General features: G+C 46.6%; 13 protein-coding genes. 5 read left to right on the forward strand and 8 right to left on the reverse strand.

Annotated features, from left to right (window positions below; all coding sequences use genetic code 11):
* Positions 1-30: 30 nt before the first annotated feature.
* Positions 31-1812, forward strand: a complete 1782-nt coding sequence (locus H6F93_RS00300) for an Hsp70 family protein (protein WP_190678057.1) — start codon at positions 31-33, stop codon at positions 1810-1812.
* On the forward strand, positions 1809-3125 hold the full coding sequence (locus tag H6F93_RS00305) for a clostripain-related cysteine peptidase (protein WP_190678062.1): 1317 nt from the start codon (positions 1809-1811) through the stop codon (positions 3123-3125). The genes H6F93_RS00300 and H6F93_RS00305 overlap by 4 nt, the downstream gene beginning before the upstream one ends.
* Before the next feature lie 2 nt (positions 3126-3127).
* On the opposite strand, the gene H6F93_RS33725 is transcribed toward H6F93_RS00305, so the two are convergent.
* From H6F93_RS33725 to H6F93_RS34930, 7 genes are all read right to left on the reverse strand, one after another.
* Positions 3128-4792: a response regulator gene (locus H6F93_RS33725; RefSeq protein WP_242043238.1), complete on the reverse strand. Its 1665-nt coding sequence runs from the start codon at positions 4790-4792 to the stop codon at positions 3128-3130.
* Positions 4780-5922: a hypothetical protein gene (locus H6F93_RS00320; RefSeq protein WP_190678065.1), complete on the reverse strand. Its 1143-nt coding sequence runs from the start codon at positions 5920-5922 to the stop codon at positions 4780-4782. Before H6F93_RS00320 ends, H6F93_RS33725 begins: the two co-directional genes overlap by 13 nt.
* Positions 5912-6826: an AAA family ATPase gene (locus H6F93_RS00325; protein WP_190678068.1), complete on the reverse strand. Its 915-nt coding sequence runs from the start codon at positions 6824-6826 to the stop codon at positions 5912-5914. Before H6F93_RS00325 ends, H6F93_RS00320 begins: the two co-directional genes overlap by 11 nt.
* Positions 6814-7920, reverse strand: coding sequence for a hypothetical protein (locus H6F93_RS00330; RefSeq protein WP_199313396.1), 1107 nt, complete (start codon positions 7918-7920; stop codon positions 6814-6816). The genes H6F93_RS00325 and H6F93_RS00330 overlap by 13 nt, the downstream gene beginning before the upstream one ends.
* Positions 7921-8061: 141 nt before the next feature.
* A complete protein-coding gene (locus H6F93_RS00335; protein ID WP_190678071.1) occupies positions 8062-9327 on the reverse strand; it encodes a hypothetical protein in 1266 nt (421 codons plus the stop codon).
* Between the two features lie 7 nt (positions 9328-9334).
* Positions 9335-10354 (reverse strand): trypsin-like peptidase domain-containing protein, encoded by a 1020-nt coding sequence (locus H6F93_RS00340; RefSeq protein ID WP_190678074.1) that lies wholly within the window; start codon positions 10352-10354, stop codon positions 9335-9337.
* A gap of 7 nt (positions 10355-10361) precedes the next feature.
* A complete protein-coding gene (locus H6F93_RS34930) occupies positions 10362-11438 on the reverse strand; it encodes a trypsin-like peptidase domain-containing protein (RefSeq protein WP_190678077.1) in 1077 nt (358 codons plus the stop codon).
* A 408-nt stretch (positions 11439-11846) separates the two neighbouring features.
* Here H6F93_RS34930 and H6F93_RS34935 point away from each other — a divergent pair, with 408 nt between their 5' ends.
* Positions 11847-13955 (forward strand): CHAT domain-containing protein, encoded by a 2109-nt coding sequence (locus tag H6F93_RS34935; protein ID WP_199313397.1) that lies wholly within the window; start codon positions 11847-11849, stop codon positions 13953-13955.
* Between the two features lie 16 nt (positions 13956-13971).
* Complete coding sequence (locus tag H6F93_RS00355; protein WP_190678082.1) at positions 13972-15666, forward strand: hypothetical protein; 1695 nt, start codon at positions 13972-13974, stop codon at positions 15664-15666.
* 102 nt (positions 15667-15768) lie between these two features.
* Here the strand turns inward: H6F93_RS00355 and H6F93_RS00360 are convergent, their stop codons facing one another.
* Positions 15769-20019, reverse strand: coding sequence for an nSTAND1 domain-containing NTPase (locus tag H6F93_RS00360; RefSeq protein WP_190678087.1), 4251 nt, complete (start codon positions 20017-20019; stop codon positions 15769-15771).
* A gap of 668 nt (positions 20020-20687) precedes the next feature.
* On the opposite strand from H6F93_RS00360, the gene H6F93_RS00365 reads away from it, so the two are divergent.
* Positions 20688-20984 carry a hypothetical protein gene (locus tag H6F93_RS00365; protein ID WP_190678090.1) on the forward strand — a complete coding sequence of 99 codons (297 nt, stop codon included), beginning with the start codon at positions 20688-20690 and terminating at the stop codon, positions 20982-20984.
* Positions 20985-21089: the final 105 nt, after the last annotated feature.

Consider the following 21089-nt stretch of genomic DNA (forward strand, 5'->3'; position numbering starts at 1 on the left):
ACGTGCAGACCCCAAATCGAGGCGCAAGCGGTGAACGAGGTAGATATCCTGGGGATTGACTTAGGGACAACCAATTCAGCCATTGCCATCTGGGAACCAGACACAGGGCAGGCGAGAGTCTTGCACAACTGTGAAGGCGATCGCTTAACTCCCTCCGTTGTGATGTTCGACCCCCAAACCCGTCAACCCATCGTCGGGAAATCAGCACTCTCGTGCATCACCAGCCATCCCAGTCAAGTCATCTACTCCGTCAAGCGCTTCATTGGCTGTACCTTGCGCGACGATCGAGTACGCGACGACCAAACGCAAGTCACCTACAGCATCGAAGAAGTTCAGCAGAGCAAAGTCGCCGTCCGAGTTGGAGAGCAACTCCTCACCCCACCCCAGGTTTCCGCTCAAGTCCTGCGTAAGCTCAAGGAAGATGCCGAGGCAACCTTGGGTAAGACAATCTCCCAAGCCGTCATCACCGTCCCTGCTTATTTCAGCGAGTCCCAGCGTCAGGCAACCAAGGAAGCGGGAGAACTGGCGGGTTTGCGGGTTCCCCGGATTATTAACGAGCCAACTGCTGCTGCTTTGGTATTTGGCTTGGGTGCCCAACCGCAAACAGTAGCCGTGTACGACTTAGGCGGCGGCACGTTCGATATCTCGATTCTGCGGATTGAACGGAGTTTGTTTCGAGTCAAGGCAACCAGTGGCGATACTCACTTAGGGGGCGATGATTTCGATTTGGCAATTGTGAGCTGGATGAAGGCAGCATTCCAGCAGCAGCACGGTGTAGACTTACCCTTTGAACAAGACATTAGCGTGCGATCGCTCCTCCGAACAACAGCCGAAACCGCCAAGATTGAACTCACCCAAGTCACAGAATACGCCATTAGTACCCCGAATCTCTTCACGGTGGACAATCGAGCTTTGGGGCTGGAGGCAACTCTCACCCGCATAGAGCTAGAAACGCTCGTGCAGCCTTTCATCGATCGCACCTTAGCCATCTGCGATGCCACCCTGGAAAAGGCAGGGATGAAGCCAGCAGACATTGACCAAGTATTGCTAGTTGGGGGGCAAACCCGACTGCCAGCAGTCAAAGCAGCACTGCGAGATCGCTACGGTTGGAGAATCAATGATTCGGTTAACCCAGATGAGGCAGTCGCTAGGGGAGCGGCCGTTCTGGGGGCAAGGCTGTGCGGCTATCTCAAGGAAGAAGTGAAACTGTGGGATGTTACACCTTTATCCTTGGGACTGGAGTTAGCCAATGGCAAGATGGATGCCATCATTCGCGCCAACGAGCAGATTCCAGTTACCAAATGGCGCAAAGGATCGCAAGCGTTTACCACCCAGCGCGATGGACAAGAGAGCATCCGCTTCCGCATCTATCAAGGTGAGCGACCGCTCGCGGCGGATAATGAATTTGTCGGTGAAGTCGTTCTCAACTTAGCCACTACCCGTCCTGCTGGAGAGGTTCGGGTTAACTGTATGTTCAAGGTTGACCACGATGGCATCCTTCACGTTCTAGCAGAAGATGCCAGCACCGAGGGCAAACCTGTGGAGAAGACGTTCGATCGCTTTTACCGCCTGACTCCGCAAGAAGTAGAACAAAAGCTCAAAGAAGCTCTTGTGCATCGAGATGAAGACACCATCACCAGTCGTCTGTTCCAGTTAGAAGAAGAACTCACCCGACTGCGGCGTGTCATCAACAAAGAAAAGACATCTGATACCCTGCTGCTGGAAAGCCTGGACAACCTGGAATTGAGCATCCAAGATCGGAATGTCACCCAAGCAGAGGAACTGCTTGCCGAGCTGAAGAGCAAACTATGACCCAAACGAATCGCCGCTGGACTTGGATGGTTTACATGGCGGGGGACAACGGTAAGGTTTTCGAGCAACTCAAGGGCAGAAAACAGCTTTTTGTTCCGATGGAGGAGCAAGGCTATCAAGATATTCAGGAAATGGAGGCAGTTGGCTCCACTGATGAGGTAGCCATCCTGGCACAGTTTGATACGCTCAGCGATCGCGAACACACCTATCGCATCTATATCCGTCCCAATAGCGAAGAACGAGTTATCGAAAACATCCCCGAACAGAACACGGGCGATCCTCGCTCCTTACGGGACTTCATCGTTTGGGGTATCGAGAATTATCCAGCCGAACACTACGCTGTCATCCTCTGGAATCACGGCACGGGTTGGAACGAAGATGATATCTATGCCTTTGCGCGAAATCGTGGGGTTCAGCTAAGGGCGAGTGACGATGAGGTGCGCTCCCTCAGTCGCAATACCCGCTTGTCTTCTGCCTTTTTCCTCTCCTCAATTGTGGAAGTGATGCAATTGGATGATGGGGAGTCTCGTGCGATCGCGTTTGATGATTCATCGTTGGACTTCCTCGACAATGCTAAACTTCAGCAGGCATTTCGGGAAGCCCAGGAGCAGACGGGGCAAAAGGTGAGTTTGATTGGCATGGATGCCTGTCTGATGAGCATGGTGGAAGTGGCGTACCAGTTGCGGGCAAATGCCAATTACATGGTGGGTTCCCAAGAGGTTGAACCCCTATCGGGTTGGCCCTATACGGCGATTTTGGGCAGTTTAACGAGCGATTCGGGGATGACACCTGAAGGGCTGGCGAGGTTAATCGTGCAGGAGTACGGGCGCTACTACGAGGAAGATTCACGGGGAAGTTTACCTCATATTACCCAATCAGCGACTAATTTGACAGTAGTTGAGAAACTGGCAGAGGCGGTGGGTCGATTAGCTTCAGTTTTACGTCAATTGCTGGCTGAAAAAGATTTTGATGTTGAGAATGCACTCTCCTACGCTAAGCGTAAGGTGGTGCGTTTCAGAGATAAAGACTGTGTGGATTTGTATGATTTTTTGAAGATATTACGGGATGAATATGCTGGCAATAATACCGAATTAACAGCGGTTTTAGATGAAGTCATTAATTTAATGACTCTTGAGATTGAGCCTAAGTTAGTTGTAGCAAATGTAACTTCAGGACTTAGATTATCTCGTGTAAAGGGGCTGTCAATTTACTCACCGTTTAAAGGTTATTCTAAGTTTTACGATAGGTCAGATTTTGCTAGCTGCGGCTGGGGGGAGTTGATTCGGTTTCATAACAGTGTGCATGGAGCGTAAGGCTAGGGATGATTGGAGCGATCGCTTTTTGTGGAGAGAGCGATTATCTTACTGAGAAAATTCGGATCATTCTTATTCAACAGAAATTGTCGGTGAAGTTCGTTGATTCTTCTCTTCAAAACTCGGTATGTATCAGCCGCCTGTTGAACTATTACGTTAATAGTCTCAGGGTTCCAGGGTTTAGTGATGTATTTGAATACATGACCAGAGTTAACTGCATCCACCAAATCTTCTACATCGGTATAGCCCGTTAGTAACATCCACATTGTATCGGGAAAGCGCTCGGCAGCAATGCGGAAGAATTCGGTGCCCTTCATCTCTGGGATTCTTTGGTCAGAGATAATCACTGCCATCTCGCCTTGTTGTTCCAAAATCTCCAAGGCAGTGCGGGCACTATCCGCCTTGAAAACTCTAAACTCTCGTCGGAACGTGCGGTAGAGTAGATCTAAGTTGTCAGGCTCGTCATCTAGCACCATTAGTTTAAGCTTTTTTGAACTCTCTGAACTGGTCTCGACGACATCAGGGTTACTCATCTTGCTGGGGGAAATCAGAGCATTCAACACTAATAGTCGGCGGAGTTCGTTGATTCTTCTCTTCAAAACTCGGTAGGTATCAGTCGCCTGTAGAACTACTGCCTTCACATTTTCAGGATTCCAGGGTTTAGTGATGTACTTGAATACATGACCAGAGTTAATTGCATCTACCAAATCTTCTAGATCGGTATAGCCTGTTAGCAAAATTCGCATTGTATCGGGAAAGCGCTCGGCAGCAATGCGGAAGAATTCGGTGCCCTTCATCTCTGGGATTCTTTGGTCAAAGATAATCACTGCCATCTCGCCTTCTTGTTCGAGAATTTCTAGGGCAGTGCGGGCGCTGTTCGCCCTAAACACTTGAAAATCTTGCTGGAACGTTTGGTAGAGTAACTCTAGTTTGTCAGGTTCATCATCTACTACCATTAATTTGAGTTTTTCTAAGTTCTCTGAAGTGTTTTTAGTAACCTCTCCTTGGTGTATCTGTTCAGAAAATTTACTGAAGTGAGCTTTTGCACCCTTTATCTCGCCACGAACGAAGCTTGCAATGCCATCAGAGTAAATCAGTAGCGGCTCAAATCCCGCCTCTACCAGTGGCTCTGCAAAAGTTTCTACCAACGAGGCTAGGCGAAGTACGTCTGCCATCTCTTCCTGCTTTACTCTCAAACTGAGAGCCTCTGCTAACTCACGCGCCGCTTCATCAGGTTTTGTATACGCTAAAGCTGTCCACTCCTGAGCTTCTCGCAAATCCTGTGTATCTGGATCATCGTCGGTAAGCTGTTGTCCGACATAATCCAGCAAAAACTCTCCCAGTTCGTCCAATCGCTCCTGTCCAAACTGGTCTTTCAGTTCTCTTAGTAAGAGATTACGATCCGCTATATCCATTTCATACATTTCATAGCCCACCTGCCGACATAAGCGTGACAGCAGCACATGAGCCACCGCCGTCCAAGGGGCTTCCGGGACAAAGTTTGCCCAAATTTGGTAGAGCAAATCCGGGGTGAGTACGAGGGGAAATGCCGCATGACGAGCCAGGTTGCGATGTGCCTCCCCAAATTGCTTAGCAAACCCTTCAATCCGTCTAACAGCAACTCGCATCGCACGGGCTTGGTTAATGTTAGATGTTACAGCAGCCATGAGTACATCCTCTCCCAAGCGATATATCGACCCCGCAAAACGCTAATCGCCACATTCATTCCCTGACGACTCATCTCAAACATAGGCAGCAAACGGGCAATTTCACCAGCTGTGGTATGCCTCCAGTATTCATTCGGCATCGGGTTTAACCAAGCACAATAGCGCACCGACTGCTGCAACTGCTCAATCCATACCTTAGTACTTTCAACCCGCTCCTGGTCAAAATTCCCTCGTGCTGCTCCCCCATCGCTGACAATCAGCACTACCGCCCGTTCTCCAATCTCCTCCAGCACCTCAGAAATCAATTGGGCATTTAGCATGGCGGGATGACGATACAGGTACTCATCAGGATAGTCGTGGAAGTAAAATACACGGGGCTGTCTCAACCGTCCACCGCGCTCTGCCGTCTCCACTAACTGCCGCGATAGCTCATGAAATGGCACCATTGAGCCTTCTTGGTCAATCATTAGCACTAAGTCCGTCCGATTGGAACGTGGAGGCATCAGCACGGGTTCGAGTAAAATGCCCTCACGCCCCATCTTTGCCACCGTTGCCTCTACATCCAACTCTATCGGTACTCCTTCCCGCGCCGGACGACGCAGGTAACGCCAGCCTTGCTTCATCTGCCTGCGAGTAACCGGAAAATACTCAGTTAGCAGACTGTAGCGAGGGCGTCTCAGCTCCCTATCCCGCCGACTATTCCGCACCGCTTGGACAGCCTGTACGGGTTCTGGAGTTGAACTGGGAGGTGTCTCTAACTCTGGCAATGATTCATCCGATGAAGATAGTTCAGATGTTGGTGTTTCAGCCGAGAAATCCTCTAACTCTGCTGATGTAGATGATGGTGCTGGTTTTTCAGTAGCATCTGAGGAGCGCTTGCCATCGTTTTCTGGCTCAGCCAGAGAATACTTCCACATCTGCTCAAATAACCGTCGAATTAGGCGGCTCTCCTCCTCAGACTTTGCCCATACCAAACAGCAAAGCTGCTCTACTTCCTGACGACTGCCGATACCAAAGCCAGCCTGAAGTGATCGCAAAACTGCCAAATACTCATCAACCCCCAACGGCAACCCATGCCGCTGTCGCAGGCTGTTAAAAATATCGAGCAGTGGCAGTTCTTCAAGCTTCATACTTCAGATACCGCAGATGATCCTCCCATTTCTTCAGCAAAACTTCCGGGAACGGCAGTTCCTCCTCAAGCTGCTTCAACACCTCATCTTGAGGAAATTGATGCAGCACCGCAAACCAATCGAGCAACTCACTAGTGCTAACTTTTTTCCCCGACTTGCCCTTCTCCATTTTCTGCCGCAGTTCGGTAAAACGCTTCACTGCTGCCTCTACTACATTAGGAGGTGATTCGGGAAAGTGAACCTTGACAATATCAGTTAATTGTGAATAAGGAAATTCAATGTAATAAAACAGACAACGCCGCAGAAACGCATCCGGTAAATCCTTTTCATCGTTGCTGGTAACGAACACAATGGGAGGGTAATTTGCCTTTACTTCTTTTCCCGTTTCTTCAATCGTGAATTTCTGCTCGTCAAGCTCCCGCAACAAATCGTTAGGGAAATCAATATCCGCTTTATCAATTTCATCAATCAGCACCACCGTGAGCTGTGGCTTTTCAAACGCACGTCCCAGCGGTCCCAGTTCGATGTAATTGTCTAAATTATCGACCTTGAATTTGCTCTCCTCCCCCATCCGAAACAGTTGAGCATCGTGCAACCGTCTGACAGCATCGTAGCTGTAGAGTCCATCCCTTGCCCTGCTTGTAGACTTAATGTACCAAGGCTCATAGGGCAAACCCAATTCGTGAGCCACCGCCTGCGCCAAGCGAGTTTTACCGCATCCCGGTTCCCCCTTGAGCAACAGGGGGCGTTTCTCCAGAAAGATGGCGAGGTTGACAGCATTAATCAGTTCCGGCGATGGCAAGTAAGGGGCGAGTCCGTCCTGCTGACACTCTTCTGGTGAGATGGGTTTGCCCTTGTAGAACTGCTTCCCATTGGCAGCGAGTACACCTGCTAAATTAGCCATTTTGCCAATCCTCCTTCCCAATCATGACCGCAGTGGCAGCAAATTTCTTCATAGACAAATTCAGGAATACCGTCTTCAGACTTCTCTAACAACCTTTGGTATGTTAATTCAGCAGGTATCTGCAAATCGCGAATTCCCCTCATATCTCTAAGCCAATCCTTCAGAACATCAGCGGGAAACGAGCTAGTGGGTGGCAATTGCAGAGGAATTCGGGGATATTCTGGTTCATCAAAATGCTGTGCCATCATAATGTTTTGCTTACAAACGCTGCCATCATTATCAATTAGAAACATCAACAAATGCGTTTCTTTCTGAGGCGGATTATGCTTTCCTCTTTCTACAAGTGGTTCCCAGAACTGGTTAAGCCAACTTGAAAGAATATTGGGTGACATACAGTCAACTTTTTCAAAGATGAGAATTACATCTTGGGTCTGCCAACGATCGCAAATCTTATCGATAATCTGCTCTTCGATGCTCTGATCTCCTTTAGCATCTAGTGGTGAAAATGATCGAGATAGTTGTTTCCACAAGCGTTCAGTACTTCGGTAAGCAGCATTATTCGTCACATCGTTTTTAATAGGTGAGTTATTTCTCCATGTCGGTTTTATACGAAATAAACGAGTAACCAGTATTTCTTGCCCGCAGCCAGGTTCTCCGTGAACCAGGAACGCCGCTGTCCGGTGCTTTTCCAAGGCATCTTCTACTAACCGCACCTGCTGCTTAAAATCCATTTGTAGCAGTAAGTCAAAAAGTAAACCAGACGGCGTTTGAACCGGTAGAAAATCCGTTTGTTTCTGAATTTCTACAATTAACTCATCAATGTGTACCTGGATGTTTACACCCACATCTTGACGAATCTCTGCTAATAAAGCACAAAGCGCAGGTTTACCAGGAGTAATTTCACCGAAGTCTACCAATTCCTTCATCATACCTGTGATAAAAACATCCATAGACGTATTCCAGACGAGACGACGCAACACAGGTGCATCCATACCCAGCGCCCTCATCAAATACCCTCGGCGCTGGCTCTCCTCCTCCATAAGTGGTCTGAGCAGAGGCAATAATTTTTGGATTATGTCGCTACTTATTGCCATCGCCTAACAATCTTTAATAAATTTGGAACCATACAACGTCACATAGATTGAGAGTAAAGTTATAGCTGATTAGGGTGAGTGTTTTTTAGGAATAGATGGGAGCATCGCAACCAATTATCTGGCGTAGTATAGCTCTAAGCTCTAATACCACACCTCCCCCCTAAAGGCAGGAAGCGCTCCTCTACAGAAGCCATACATACGACTAAATCCCCCTCTATCCAGCGTTGAAGCTGTTGCATCGAAAATGTAGAGCAGTTCTTCCAATGAAGGATATAAACTGACAAGCCATTGAGAGGAATCGCTCAAAAATGCTGCAAGAATGGGACGTGCTTGAAAAGCATATAGGTAAATCCCTTGTAAGGAGAGGCGTTTTTCATCTGATAAATAGGGAGGAGCTTCAATATCAGCTAGTCCCAGTACAAATTCCCCTTGATAGAAGGCGACATCAGTATTCAGCAAAAGCTCTTCGAGCCAGGGAAGCAAAATTCTTTTAATTCGTTCAGCAACAGGTGCAAAGTAAGGAGTACCGCCTAGTACAGCATTAAATATTGAATGCGAGTAGCCATCAAGGGAGCTTAAGACATAAACAATAGGTAAGTTTGGAAGTGAGTTGGCTTGCCGATTCCACCGAATTCCTAGAACAGTTCTAAGTAGTTGCTCTCTTTCTTCTTGAACCCCGACGATGAATACTCCATATAATGCTAGGGCTAATGGATAAAGTCGAACCAACCGACTTTCGTCTGTAAAAGTGGTGTTAATAGGTACAGACTGTCTAGCTAAAATTTTGAAAGCTTTGGCTATTAAAGTAACAAATTGTGCATTTTGGTCATGTTGAACAATTGTGGCTAAGATTCGCACGAAGCGCTCACTTTTGGCTTCCAAGTATTCAATGCATTGTTGGCATTTTGGCTGACTTTGTTTTGATAGCACCCAAGGACAAGCCTCAATTTCTCCCTGCATCACCTCAGATAAAGCTCTAGCTTCTTGTAACACGAGGTTGTTCAAGAAGGTGTAGCGGTTGGGGTTGGATAGATATTGCTCAACTTGCTCAATAAGATCATCAGTAGTTGGGAGCGAGGTGCTAGGAATCTCCGCTTTTTGCAGCTCCTCTCTAATTTGTTGAAGCAACTTATCTATACTGTCCTGGGTGTCTACACCCACATCTTCACGAATTATTTCCACTAATGCACAAAGGGCAGGTTGACCAGGAGTAATTTCACCGAAGGCTACCAATTCCTGCACCATATTTGGAACGAAAATATTGACAGGTTGATTCCAAATTAGGTTCAATGCATCAGTATTGGTGCCTAATGCCCTGATCAAATACCCTTTACGTTCCTTCTCATCTTGTAGATGGGATCTGAGCAGAAGCAATAATTTCTGAATAATCGCGCCACTGATTGCCATGACTCAACTACCCATATAAACGAGCATAAATCTCCGGCGCGTTCGCCTGCAAATCTTTTAAAACGGCAATCATACTCGTACCTTGACTTCGCATATGAGGCTTACCCGCGTTTGGTTCAAGTAGATTTCCACTACTTTGATGAATGGCAACTACTGCGAACTCATCGTTAAACACTGGTGACCCACCCGAACCAGGTAAAGTACTCTTGGTATATTGCAATATGTTTGTATCAGCATAGGCAACATAGATATTCCGCATTGATATTTGCTTGTAACCCCCACCGGGATGGTGAATGATTGTCAAGCGATCATCTACCTTCATCTGTGAATTCTTCAGAATTAGAGGCTTCCCAATATCAGACACCTCTTTCAAGGTGACTATTGTATAGTCTAGTTTTGAATTAGTGTAGAAAGCACCTTCTGGTAACGCCTGCACAGTATTTATGGGACAATTGTTACCATTAATATCCTCTTGATAATTGAAAATATATTCAGTTTGTTCCGCTTGTTCAGAAGAACCTATAACGTAATTGCAAGTCATCAGCAGGTTTGGTGCAATCATGAAACCTGTAGCTGTATCTGTAGTAGATGCCCAAACTTTCAGATACACAACGGCTTTAGCTGCCTGAAAAGCTATATTCAAGAATTTAATACTGTATATATCGAAACTACCTAATTTGGAATTGCTTAACGAGTTTTTTATCAATTTTTTCTTTTCCAGTTCCTCTGTAACTTTTTTAATTAGTTCATCTATTATTAACTGTTGCTCTTTCCCCACATCTTCACGAATTACTTCTAGCAAGGCACAAAGTGCCGATTTGCCAAAAGCAATTTCTCCACAGGTTACTAATTCCTTCACCATATTAGGAATAAAAACATTTACAGGTGTATTCCACTCTAAGCGATATAATACAGCAGCATCGATACCTAATGCCCTAATCAAATATGCTAGACGTTCCTTCTCAAACATCATGTGTGGTCGGAGAAGGGACAGTATTTTTTGCACAGTATCGCCACTAATTGCCATCGCTCAACTAGCTCGGCAAACGAGTGTAGATTTCTGGCGCGTTAGTCTGTAGATCCTTCAACACGGCTGTCATACTTGTGCCTGCATTGCGTAAATAACGCCGTCCTGTACTTGGTTCAGTCAAATCCCCACCGCTGTGGTGAATTGCTACTACTTTAAATTTATCGTCAAACACAGGTGAACCAGAAGAACCCGGTAAGGTACTCGTGGTATATTGCACTATATTGGCATCAGCATAGGCGACAAAGTTATTCTGCATCGAGATTTTCTTCAGATGTCCGCCTGGATGCTGGATAATTGCTACGCGCTCGTCTCGCCGCATTTGCTTACTCTTAAGGACAAGGGAGCTACCAAAGGGAGGCAAATCTTTCAGGGATACAACCGTATAGTCTAATTCAGCATTCGTGTGAAACGCCCCCCCCGGTAATGCCTGAGTTGTCTGTATATCGCACTCTTTCCCGTTGATATCCAGTTGGTAATTGAAGGTATATTCCGTCTGTTCAGCCTGTTCCCGACTAGCGATGACGTGATTGTTAGTCATCAACAAATCCGGTGCAATCATGAAACCCGTACCTGCCCCCTGTCGTCCTCCTTCTCTCGGAACACGCAGATAAACCACAGCTTTTGCTGCCTCAAGAGCCAAGTTCAAAATGTAAATGTGGCGTAGGGTATCTTCTCCGATAATCTTTTCCTGTACATCAGCCACACTGCTGGTTCCCCGCCAACGGTCAATCAAGCGGTCAGGAGTGGCTGGGACATCAAGGAGATACTTCTGAAATAGCTCCAAAATGAAGTCTGAATCTTCATCGCCAGTAAAAGGCTGAATGTAGTTGAGGAAGACGCTTAAGGCTTCTTTTCCGTAAGCCACCTGCCCGAACTTTGACAAGAAGCGTACTACTTCCACCGAGGCTCCCATCGCGGTACCATCCAAATCTAGCCTTGCTAGGATTACATCTACTTGGGGTACACCTTCTAACGCCCCTGCAACCAAGCGTCTGCGATCGCGCACGTTGGCAAAGTCGGGCAAATTCTGAACAATACGAGTCAGTCGTCGGAAGTCTGGCTGGTTTAACTGAACAGTCACAGTTACTGCTCCTATGCAAAAGGGCTACTACATTTTTGCTCAGGGCAAGATTAATGTGCTACCGCCAGCACTGGTCTGCTATTTAGCTCTCAATCTCACAAGTCAGCCTGTCTGCCTCTTCTATTCTCTATTTCAGCAATGGGCAACAACAACGTTTCCTCAATTTCCTCCCTCACGTAATCGCTTCTGCATCTGCTGCGGAAGTTTTAAGATGCTTCGCCTTACTTGTCGGACTATTTTTCAAAAAAGGATACTGGTTTATACCAACTACAAGTGCATCCCGTGTCATAGAAACTAAATTCGCATCGGATCGACTGCTTTACTTTGTCGTCTAGTTACCCTAAGTTGATGAATTCCTCCGCTACCAAGACCTTGTTAGCTCTCTTACTGGCTTTAAGAGAGCTGAAAGTGCCCTTAAGTACTGATGAACAAGAAGTTCTGCAAAATGTAGGACGGCAGTTGGAACTTGACCCTGATTACTGGGAAGAGATTGAAGAAGGTCTAATGGCAATGATTGAGGCGAACGCTGCCTTAAATCATCTATTCCAGCTTAACAAAGCCAAACTAGAGGCTTTAGACGGTCAGCTCCCACGAGAGATCTTGCCCAGCCTAGCTGAGTTAGAGGAAGAACTATTTACAGAAACTAGAGAAGTCGTAACTTTTGACGGCTTTCCTAAAGATATTAGTAGTCAACCCAATCAGGTAATCAGTCTTACCAGCACAATTCTCAAGACTGACAACCAAGACCAAACGGCTAAGGAGCTTAGTTTTCTAGAAGAACTCTCGGACTACGTTCAGTCCTACCGTTTCTTCAACAGCTACTTCGGCAACCCCAGCGATCGCAGCACCATCATTCCCCCCAGCGAACCCCTGATCCACGGACAGCCTTACTTCTTATTCATTGATATCAGTCCCGAACGAAAAGGACTAGACAAGGAGCCAACTCCCTTCCCAGACCAAGCTCTAGCTCAGGTTTGGAACGACCAAGAAACCCTATCTCTCGATGTAGTCGTTACCTCTAAAGATTTCAGCATTGATGCGACCGTCAAGCCACTGACCTTGCCTCGCCGTGGCTCGTCAGACAGCGTACAGTTCACCGTCAAGCCGAACTTATTTGAAGGTCGGAGCTATATCCGGGTCGAGTTGCTCTATCGCGGCTACCTGCTCCAGTCCAAGCAGATTGCAGCTCTAATTCTACCTAGAGGGGGCGCTGAAATTCCAGAATCCCTGCGACCTCCCCAAACCGCCCGAATTACGTTCACCACCACTGACCTGCTGACCAACGAACAGCTAGCACTGCTCCCCGAACGAGTCCTAACCGTCGATGTAGAGCTTGACCGACGCGATGGCAGCATTGACTTTCGCTTCCTTGATCGCACTCAAGGCAATCAAGAACTCGCCTTCTACGACACAACCTTACAGCCTACCGCGCTGGGAGAAGCGATCGCGGCAGTTCGCTACCAACTGAGCTTAATGGCTTCAAACGATGAGGGATACAAGTGGAAAACTCAAGGGGATATGGAACTGCTTAATACCTGGCTCCCAGCTTTAGCTGATGCTGGACGCCGCCTCTATCGAGTCATGCTCCCGGAAAACAAAGGAAATATCTTGGGAGAAGACCGAGGCGAAACATTACGAGCAGCTCTCCACCCGAATACCGTTATCCAAGTCAACCCCATTTTAGGAAAGGTAACAATCCCTTGGGCGCTGCTATACGAGCGCAAAATCAGATACAGCCAACGGGTGCGCGTGTGTGAGCAATTTGTCGAACGTGACACAGACTGTACGGGCTGCCCGTTCAAAGATGATTCTAAAGTCGTCTGTCCCCATGCATTCTGGGGGTATCGCTATGCCATTGAGCAACTTCCGGCTTGGACAAGTAACGAACTTCCTCAGCCCCTGGCACTGATACGGCAAATTGCGAATGATCGCCCCTTATCGCTTAATTTTAATGTCTGTCGGGAGTTTCTCTTGTGGCAGGAACACCTGCCGAAAATTGAAGCCCTCGGTTCAGTGGAACTATTCGAGGCTGATGAAATTCCTGCACTCGAACTCATCTGGGAGAACGATGGTGCAACCTTGGATCTGATTTACTTTTATTGCCACGGTGGGGTGGAAGAATCCAGCAAGCAACCTTATCTAGCACTCAGCGGAGAACGAATTTACAGTAATTTTCTGGAAGACTTTGAGCATCGTTGGCAGCATCACCCCTTGGTCTTACTCAACGGCTGTGGCACAGGGGATTACGGACCCGAAAGCTACATTAGTTTGATTGATGACTTTCGAGCGGCTGGTGCTAGTGGCGTGATTGGTACAGAGTGTCCAGTGCCGGAAATGTTTGCCGAACCCTACGCCATTGCCTTATTGGGCAGGCTATTTCGGGGAGAGCCGTTAGGACAGGCTATGCTAGCAGTGCGCCGAGAGCTACTTCAGAACAACCTAAATCCGTTGGGTCTGGTTTATTCAATGTATGCTGCTCACGAGATTGCTTTAACCATTCCTGTCGCCCATCACTAATTCCTGAAGACGGATAATGAAACGTTGGATTCCTGCTGCTTTGCTGATTTTACTGGTTTGTCCTGCTCCAGCTATGGCTCAAACTAAAGTTGGGATTCAAGTCGATGCTGGAGACAAGCCTCTACAAATCAAGGGGTCGCTGGGTTCTGAGAATGCTTTCACCGGCAATATGCGGCTGACGGCTTCAGGAGGAAATGTAGCAGCGTTTACTTTCTTACCCTCCGACCTCAAGCGCAAGGAAGGGGATGAAGTCATTGGTCGGCAGCAGGTGGAGTTAGTTGGAAAACCTCCGCTCTCGGCGGAAGTGCCGAAGGATTTTCAGGTGAAGGTGAATGGCATCAAATCGCCAGGAACCTATGAAGGTCAAATTGAGCTGCTATTACCCGGTCAAAAGCGGTCTGAGGCGATGATCGTTCCCCTAACCGTGATAGCCAAAGCTAAACCCGCTTTGGTACCTGTTAAAGGTGGCGAACAGTTACAGCGTCAGTTAGTGCGGTGTAGTTGGGGACTAGACTGTGCGTTGGCGCAGCTATTGCTTCCGGCTAGCGCGTTTCAGAATCAGTGGCAACTCAAGTTGGACAACCCCGTTGAGGCACCCGTATCTCTTACCAGTACTGAGGTAGTCTTAGAGGGTCAGCAGACTGGCTACCAAATTACTAAAGCTGAAGTAGAGCCACCCCCAAGTCCAGCACCGTTAGCAGCTAATCAAATTATTAGCTTGCCCTTGAAATGGAAGCGATCGCAAATTCCCCCCGACCGCTATACGGGATGGGTTTACCTGACGCTGGAAGGGCGAGAAGAGCGGCTGGGAATTCCAGTCGATTTGAATATGCGGATTGGACCGTTGTTGCCAATGTTGGTTTTACTGGTGGGAATTGCTTTAGGCAGATTGTTTAAGTACATGCAGGAAAAGGGGATTCCTCAGTCCGATGCTTTAGGAAAGGTTAACGAGTTAGAACAAGAGATTGCTGAAGCTGACCCCGAAGACCAGAAAATTCTCACCCCAATGGTCAAAGAAGTCCGCAAGTCAGTTTATCAGATGGACTTGGAAACTGTAACGGCAAAGGTAGAAGCGATCGCCGACCGTCTCAACGGCTTGAAGCGGTTACGCACGATGGAGCAAAAGTTGGAACCGAAAAAGCAGCATCCCAAGGTTGGGGGAGAAAACGGGATACTGCAAAAGATTGCTGAAGCGCGATCGCTGATTGGATTGTCATCGGATGAAAAAGGATTGGAGCAAGCGAAAACGTTACTGGAAGAAATCCAGGCAGAGGCGGTGAAGTTGGGAACGGCGATGATGGGTTCAGATCAGCAGCCTGATGCCGCGCTGACGGAAACTGCTCAAGAAGCTCAGAAAGCTGCTGCGGCGGTTGGTCATGCTGTGCAGGCTGAGGCGAGGCATGCGCCTGCTGTGCCAACGTGGGTAGTGAAGTTTAGGCGATCACTGATTTTCCTATCTGGAGTATCGAGTGCGGTGCGAGCCGAAGCAACGTTGTGGGTGGTGCGACCTTTGTTGTCGTTGACACTGTTGTTTGGGTTATCAGTGGTAGGGATTCGTGCTCTTTATGTGGAGAAGGGCGCAACGTTTGGTGCTGACCCGTTTGCTGATTACTTGGGATTAGTACTCTGGGGATTGAGTGCGGATGTGGCGAGTCGCAGTTTGAGTAATTTGCCGGGGGATAGAACTGAAACCCCTTCACGAGATACTTGATACCTATCAAAAGCTTGCAGCTTATGTTATGACCAAGCCTGTGTGAATCCCGATTCAGTAAAATGAATTGAGCAAGTATCTTAGCTTATAGATAGCAAATTTTTATTCAGTTTTAGTCTCGTTGTACAAATGGCGTTCATTTTTACTAATGTTTGGGTTAGTTCTAAGATAGTTACGCGCCCAATTACACCCACGCTTAAGTAGAATTTCCAGGAGAATATCAATATCTAAAATTCCGTCTGTACTATCCAATCTCCATAGTTTTACTGTGCGATCGGCACTCGCTGATACAATACTTTTACCCTCAGGACTAAAACAGGCGCTATAAACTTTATCAGTATGCCCAGTGAATGTTCTGATAAGTTTACCATCAATTCGCCAAAGCTTTACTGTTTTATCAGTGCTAGCAGAGACAACCATCTGTCCATCAGGGCTAAAGCATACACTATAAACTTTATCAGTATGCCCATAAAATATTCTAATCAATTTACCATCAATTTTCCACAATCTTATTGTTTTATCAAAACTAGCTGAAGCAATTAATTGACCATCTGGACTGAAGCAGACTCCATAGACTCTATCTGTATGTCCTTCAAGAGTTTGAACCACCTTACCATCAATTTTCCACAATCTTATTGTTTTATCAAAACTAGCTGAAGCAATTAATTGACCATCTGGACTGAAGCAGACTCCATAGACTCTGTCTGTATGTCCTTCAAGAGTTTGAACCACCTTACCATCAATTTTCCACACTCTGACTGTTCTATCGTCACTTCCTGAAGCAATAAATTGACTATTTGGACTAAAGCTTACGCCATATACTCTATCTGTATGCCCTTCAAAAATTCGGACAAGTTTTCCGTCTACTGTCCATAATCTCAGAAACTTGTCAAAACTACTTGAAGCAATTAGTTGACCATCAGAGCTAAAATTTACTCCATATATTCTATCTGGCTGTTTTGGAAAAATTCTTATTGGCGTTCCGTCAACTTGCCAAATTCTAAGAGTCTTATCATCACTAACTGAGGAAATTGTATGACCGCTACTACTGAATTTTACATCCCAAACTCTTTCAGTATGCCCCTTGAAGGTCTGCAAAAATGTATTTCCTAATTTCCAAAGTTTGATCGTAAAGTCAGAACTAGCCGAAGCAATAGTTTGACCATTAGGGCTAAAACCTACACCATATACTCGATCCTTATGTCCTTCAAAGGTATATAATAATGTCCCATCAGTTCTCCAAAGTTTTACTGTTTTGTCATCACTAGCCGAAGCAATAGTTTTGCCATCAGGGCTAAAAATTACACCATATACTCGATCTTTGTGTCCTTCAAAAGTATGTAGCACTGTCCCATCAATTTTCCAAAGTTTTACTGTTTTGTCAGAACCCACAGAAACAATTTTTTGCCCATCGGGACTAAAACTTATAGCATAAACTACGTTATGATGTCCTTTGAAAGTTTTTATTAGAGTACCATTTATATTCCATAAATTAATCGTTTGATCAGAACTGGCTGAGGCTAATAATTTACCATTTGGACTAAAAGTTACACATCTAACCCAGTCATTATGACCGTTAAAAGTATGTAAAAGTGTGCCATCACATTTCCACAATTTTACCGTGAAATCAGCACTAGCTGAAGCAATTAATTGACCATCAGGGCTAAAACTAGCACTGTAAACCCGATCTTGATGCTCTGCAAAATTCTGTAATATTGTCCCATCAATTTTCCACAATTTTACAGTTTTGTCATCACTAGCAGAAACAATAGTTTGACCATCAGGGCTAAAGCTTACGCTTCTAACACGAGATTGATGACCTTTAAAAGTATGTATAATTGTTCCATCAATTTTCCATAGTTTTATGGTCTTATCAGCACTAGCTGAAACAAGCTTTCTTCCATCAATACTAAAACTGACTGCATAAACAATATCACTATGACCTTGAAGACGATTCCACTCTTTAATCCCAAAAATAACTTGTCGTAAAGCTTCTATCGTTTTAATACGTAAACTGTCTGTTATCCAGGTTGCTATTGTAAGTTGTCTGCCTGCCTTAAGACAAGCTATCAAAGCACCAAGTTGGTCGTTTGTTAAAAAGGAAGTTTCAGACAAGGCTGTTAAAGCCTGAATTTCACCTTTTATGGCTCTATTTTGCTGTTCGGTTTCTCTTTGTCTACGTTCTTGTTCTTGTTTAACTAAATGATCGCGCTCTTTCCGACTTTCTTTAATAAGCTCTTTCGCCAAACTTGACAGAGGCACAATATCAGCCTCATCTTGGAGAAACTTCTCAGCTTCTGCTAATCTCAACCCTGTAAGCAGATAATCCTTAGACTTTCCTTGATCTCGCCACTCCACCGCCGCCGTCTGAATCCTTTGCTCAATTCTAATCGCCTCTCGGTTATTATCCAACAACTCCCGCAACCGCGACCAATGGCGAATCAGCGCCTCGTGTGCCACATCCACCACTGCCACCTTCTCTTGACCCTTCCTTTGCTCACTGGTGACAATCAACTTTGCCTGAGCCAACTTTTGGATTACCCGCTCGATCAAGTTCGCTGATTGCACATGGGTAACTAAATCTTGTTGAGGAACTTGCTTGCGAGTATCCGGTGTCCTTTCTCCTAACTGAGTTAGTTTGATAAAAATCTGGTCAGTTACCCGCCGTTCTTCGACGGAAAGCTCCTTGTAAGCTCGTTCCGCCAGATTTTCTAGAGTTTTTTGCACTCCGCCCAGTTTGTTGTAACTATCCAGCTTCAGCCAGTTGAGCGTCTGCCGTTGCCAGAGCTGCTCTAGTGTATAGGACAATAGGGGCAACATTCCCGGTTCAGGTTCCCGTGTCTGCGGTTCTGCCTCAACTCCTAAGTCCTTAAGGATGGCACAGATCAAATTCTCCTCAACTTTCCGCCCCAATTTTTTCGCAGGTTCAACAATTGCCTGCCTCAACTCCTGGGCATTCATCGGTGTTACCATCACCAGATTGGCTTGAATTAAATCAGCCAATTCCCGATAAGCCGCACACTTACCCAGGAAATCATCGCGCATGGCAAAGATAAGGCAAAGCTTATCCCCCGTTTGTTTCAGGGCATCCAACAAACTACAGATAAACTGCTGTCGATCAATCTGGCTTTGACAAACCGTAAAAACCGCTTCAAACTGATCGACAACCAGTACAGTACGCGGCGATTTAGAGGCTCTAATCAACCGTGCCAAACCCGTTGCTCCCTGTGCGATCGCTTCTTCTGCTGCCTTGAGCTGTACCGCACGCTCAATATCTGTTACTTCCTCATCCAGAAACGCCGTCGCCAAACTTACCAACGGCTGTTCCCCTGGTGTAAAAATCCGAATTTTCCATTGCTCCGTTCCCGGCAACCTCCGCTGCTGCCGCAACTGATATATCAACCCAGCACGGAGTAATGAAGACTTGCCGCTCCCAGACACCCCCAGCACCGCCAGAAAATTTCCCTTACCCACCTGCACTCGCTCGATAAGCTTTTGAGTCAGTGCTTCCCGTCCGTAAAAATAGGGAGCATCTTCAACATCAAAGAAGCGCAACCCTTTGTAGGGACAGATCCCGTCTGGAGTGGAAACGAACACCTCCTCCCGTGCGCCCGTTAGGATAATTTCACAGTTAGGGTTGTACCAAATCGGTTGCTGGGGAGTGCCTTTGAGCGTCTGGTCAATATACTCAATCAACCTATCATTATTAACCACACCCTCCGGTTGTCGCCTGGGGTCGAGTCCCTCCCAAAGTACGTGAGAAAACACCCCATGCTGACCCTGGATATTCTCCTCAGCCGGTTCAAACTCCCGCGCTGCGGCAATAAAAAACCTTGTCCGACCCTGAGCTGCTGTTCCCAAATCCGCCTCCGCAAAATTGAGCAACTCACCACTGTTACAGCAGTCTAGCCAAACTATTTGCTGCTGTACCGGACTCTTTTGCAACAATTCGCGCAACCACCTCAGAGAAACCCCCCACTGATTTTTGCGGGGGTCAGAATCACTCGTTGCCAAAAACCCTTCAGTCACTCCACCTAGATTGCGGCGCAACCCATGACCCGCAAAATACAACAGTGCCGTCTGGGGAATGCTATCTCCGACTGGGTTGAACAGTTGGATAATCGCCTCATACAGAGCATCACCCTGTACTAGCTTTTTCGGATCGACCCGACGCTGCTCCTCTTGGATTGATTCCGGCAGTCGCCGCACTCGAAACCCACCATATTCTTCTAATCGTAGGGTGATCGCTTCGGCATCATTAGCGGGGGTATTTAGATGTTTCGCTTTGCTCGTCGAGCTATCTTTCAAAAAGGGATACTGGTTAATTCCTACCACTAGCGCATCTCGATTCATGGCGGTCAGAGTACGTGTCCCGTTAGGAAATTTGTCTATCTAGGAGCAATCTCTGGTAACAAATTGTTTGTCCCAGTATTATCTAATTGATATCGTTAAGGTGCCCTTGTAGGCATAATTCTTACTGTCAAATAACATATTAATTGTCGTCTTAACAAATTATTGCCGTTGAATGCTTTCCATTACTACCAAAACATTCATATATCTGGATTAAAAATAGCTTAACTTAACACAATTTATAGCGGCGGAGAGGAATTTTTACAAAGTCTTGATGAATTTTCCGCAGTCGGTCAGATGCGAGCGTAATCTTTGAGTAGGTCGTTTTGTTCATTTGAATGGCCGATGGTATATAACGATTATCTAATTTATCTTCCTATGTAGACATCGTGATTCCATTCCTTAAGTGTGCCATTACGTGCTAAGGAATGCCACCAGTCACACACCTTTACCTCAAGCCTAGTAACGACTGACGGCACACTCACGGGCTAAAATATGCTATCAACACAAACGCCGGCATATCAATAGCCGCAGAGAACAAACGAATTGTCGGGGACTTGCCCCAGGACTATTGAGCGAGGATTTTGGTTAAGTGTCGTGTAAATTGCTGATTAAGCTCGCCCATTCAGTGCCAGAATTACTATTGAGAAGAGGATCTTTAACGAGTAATCATGTCAATAGCGCTGGATGGGAGTGTTGAGTATGACCTCAAGCTCAATCAACCGATGCCGGTTCAGCGGCATCCATTTGCGGTGTATTTGTCTAGTCTGGGGAAGGGGTTACAGGCGACGATTTGCTACGCTTTGAATACAATTGCCGCCCTGCTCACTGGGGGTGAGTCTTATGTGTTCACTAGCGACTGGTCAAAGTTGCGCTATCACCATACGGCAGCGGTGCGGGTGGCGCTGATGGACAAAATTGCGACCGCACCGGCAGTCAAAATGCTTCGGCTCTGCGCTGCGTCTTAAAAGAAGCTTACAAACTGGATTTGATGGATGCCAACCAATACGCTAAAGCTGTGGATTGATCCAGTGTCTATGTTCAACGGCAGCTCGCGGACGTGCTTTAAGTAA

The organism is Leptolyngbya sp. FACHB-671 (genome assembly GCF_014695745.1).
Lineage (GTDB): Bacteria > Cyanobacteriota > Cyanobacteriia > Elainellales > Elainellaceae > JAAUTN01.

Coding starts and splice junctions, on each gene's coding strand:
- H6F93_RS00305 (WP_190678062.1), top strand. CDS start 1,809: ATGACCCAAACGAATCGCCGCTGGACTTGGATGGTTTACATGGCGGGG.
- H6F93_RS33725 (WP_242043238.1), bottom strand. CDS start 4,792: ATGGCTGCTGTAACATCTAACATTAACCAAGCCCGTGCGATGCGAGTT.
- H6F93_RS00320 (WP_190678065.1), bottom strand. CDS start 5,922: ATGAAGCTTGAAGAACTGCCACTGCTCGATATTTTTAACAGCCTGCGA.
- H6F93_RS00325 (WP_190678068.1), bottom strand. CDS start 6,826: ATGGCTAATTTAGCAGGTGTACTCGCTGCCAATGGGAAGCAGTTCTAC.
- H6F93_RS00330 (WP_199313396.1), bottom strand. CDS start 7,920: ATGGCAATAAGTAGCGACATAATCCAAAAATTATTGCCTCTGCTCAGA.
- H6F93_RS00335 (WP_190678071.1), bottom strand. CDS start 9,327: ATGGCAATCAGTGGCGCGATTATTCAGAAATTATTGCTTCTGCTCAGA.
- H6F93_RS00340 (WP_190678074.1), bottom strand. CDS start 10,354: ATGGCAATTAGTGGCGATACTGTGCAAAAAATACTGTCCCTTCTCCGA.
- H6F93_RS00355 (WP_190678082.1), top strand. CDS start 13,972: ATGAAACGTTGGATTCCTGCTGCTTTGCTGATTTTACTGGTTTGTCCT.
- H6F93_RS00360 (WP_190678087.1), bottom strand. CDS start 20,019: ATGAATCGAGATGCGCTAGTGGTAGGAATTAACCAGTATCCCTTTTTG.
- H6F93_RS00365 (WP_190678090.1), top strand. CDS start 20,688: ATGTCAATAGCGCTGGATGGGAGTGTTGAGTATGACCTCAAGCTCAAT.